At 62.3% G+C, this 2,472-nt stretch carries 2 protein-coding genes; both read right to left on the minus strand.

Features of this window, described 5'->3' with window-relative positions; translation table 11 throughout:
- The coding region (locus HJG40_RS11890; RefSeq protein ID WP_215864392.1) for a restriction endonuclease subunit S at nt 1-619 on the minus strand (619 nt) is incomplete at its 3' end.
- A partial coding sequence (locus HJG40_RS11895; protein WP_215864393.1) for a type I restriction-modification enzyme R subunit C-terminal domain-containing protein occupies nt 616-2,472 on the minus strand: 1,857 nt, incomplete at its 5' end. The genes HJG40_RS11890 and HJG40_RS11895, both read right to left, overlap by 4 nt.

A 2,472-nucleotide genomic window follows, 5' to 3' on the forward strand; every position in this document is an offset into this window, starting at 1 on the left:
CGGCGGGCGGGTGCTGTTGCCGCCACTCGGCGGTGAGCGCGCCTTCCACGGCGGCCTTGAGCAGCGACTGGCGGTATTGCGCCAGCTTCTTCTGCGCGGCCTTGAGTTCGGCCACGCCAGCATCGAGGTCGGAGAGCAGTTCTTCGAGTTTGGCGACGATGCGGGTTTGTTCTGCTGCGGGGGCTACCGTCATCGGAATCTGCTTCATCGCCGAGCTTGTTAGCTTGAGGCGAGTCGATCCGGTTACGAACGGGTGGTAGTCAACAGCGTTGAGTTGGAAGCAGAGAAACCTGTTGTCCACCAAGCCTGCCGCACCAGCGAGTACATGCGCGTGGTTGTTGACCCAAAAGCGGCCGTTGGCGAGGTATGCCTTGTCCTTGAACTGATCGAGAAAGGGCGCAGCGTCTTCGCCGAGCAAGACCCTCTGCCCATCAGATCGAAAGGAGTCGATCAGACCGACCTGCCCAGTGGCGCCGTAATAGGGGTACAGATCAGTCCTCGGCTTACCGCTGATACGCGCCTCGCGTTCTGATGAGTTGATCGGTTCCCGTTCATGGTCCAGAACATCTGCAATCGCATCTAGGGGAGCGCGTACCCATCCGCTTGGCAACTCACTCACGCCACCAACTCCCGATTCATCTCGTCCATCAGTCCATCCAGTTCATTGCCAAACACCTGCCACACGCGCTGCAGCCCGCCCTTGTCGGCCAGTTCGGCGTAGTCAAAGTCGTCGCGGGCGATGCTGCAGCTGCTGGCGATGTGGTCTTTCATCAGGCGCAGCCAGTCGGTTTGTTCGGGCGTGAAGGCGGTGGCGCGCTGGGCGTTGTGGCGGAAGATCCAGGTCTGGAAGCGTTTGTCCACTTCGTCGGCAAAGGGTTTGAGTTCGCCGTCCAGCCCCAGCGCAAAGCGCACCAGGCTGATGAGGTCGGTGAGCTGGCGGCGGGACTCGCTGCCTTTCACTTGCCCGGTCTGCACGCGGGCGTAGGCGCTCCACAGGCGTTCGGTGGTGAGCATCAGCGGCGGCTTGCTCAGGCGCTCGTGCAGGTCTTCGATCATGGCGAAGGTGAGGGCGCGGCGCTGGTAGGGCTGCTGGTAGAAAAAATCGAGCGCGGCGATTTCGTCTTTGTGCTGCCGGATGTAATCGGCAAAGCGTTGAATGACGGCGCGGGCTTCGCCTTCGGCCTGCTCGGAAAAGCCGGAGAAGGTGACTTGATCGAGGTTGATGTGGTCGATGAGCTGCTCGCGCTCGCGGCGGGCGTTGTCGATGGCGTCGCGCAGTTCGGGGCGGTCGAAGGGCGCGCAGGCGGCGGCCACGCGCTGGGCGCGGGCGGCGTCGATTTCTGCGGGCAGCAGGGTGTCTTCGCTGCGAGTGATGCCTTGGGCCTGGGCGTTGGCCAGTGCGGTTTGCACGATGGCGTCGGGGTCGAGCGCGGCGATCAGGCCTTTGCCGAGGGCGGCCACGGAAGCGCCGCCGCTGGCTTGTTCGATGCGCGCCTGCGCCTTGTCGTCGAGCTGCTTGGCCAGGCGCACGAGGCGATTGGCGAGGCTGAGCACGGTGTCGTCGTCGCGGCTGCCCATGGCCACGCCTTGCAGCAGGTCTTTGAGCGCCACGCCGGGCTTTTTCTCCAGCGGGCGGCTTTCGGTTTTCAGCGACTTCTCCACGCCCACGGCGTCGATCAGCACAAAGCGGGTTTTGGCACCGTCCGCGCTGTTGCTGACGCGCTTGAGACTGTCGCCGTCGAGGCTGCGCACGCCGCGGCCTTTCATCTGTTCGTAGTAGCCCTTGCTGCGCACATCGCGCATGAACAGCAGCACTTCCAAGGGCTTCACGTCGGTGCCGGTGGCGATCATGTCCACGGTGACGGCGATGCGCGGGTTGTAGTCGTTGCGAAAGCTACTGAGGATGCTGTCGGCGTCTTCCTCGGCGCGGTAGGTGACCTTTTTGCAGAAGGCGTTGCCCTGGCCGTAGACCTCGCGCAGGATATTGATGATGTCGTCGGCGTGGCTGTCGGTTTTGGCGAAGATGAGGGTTTTGGGCGTCTCTTTGCGGTTGGGGAAGATCTGCGTTTCCACGGCGGTTTTCATCGCCTGAATAACCTGACGAATCTGGCTCACGTTGACCACTGAACGGTCGAGTTCCTTGCCGGTATAGGCGGTGTCTTCCTCGGTTTCGCTCCAGCGCTTTTTGCGGGTGGCGCGGTCGCGGTGGTCCACCCACTCTTTGGCCTTCAGCTCCGCGCCCTTTTGGGTGATGTCGGTTTCGATCTCGTACACGTCATAGCCGACGTTGACGCCATCGGCCACGGATTGCTCGTAGGTGTATTCGGCGACGATGTTTTCGCTGAAAAAACCGAAGGTGCGCTTGTCCGGCGTGGCGGTGAGGCCGATGAGGCTGGCGTCGAAATAGTCGAGCACCTGCTTCCACAGGTTGTAGATGCTGCGGTGGCATTCGTCGATGACGATGAAGTCGAA

The sequence above is a fragment of the Acidithiobacillus concretivorus genome, from assembly GCF_018853445.1.
GTDB classification, from domain to species: Bacteria; Pseudomonadota; Gammaproteobacteria; order Acidithiobacillales; family Acidithiobacillaceae; genus Acidithiobacillus; species Acidithiobacillus concretivorus.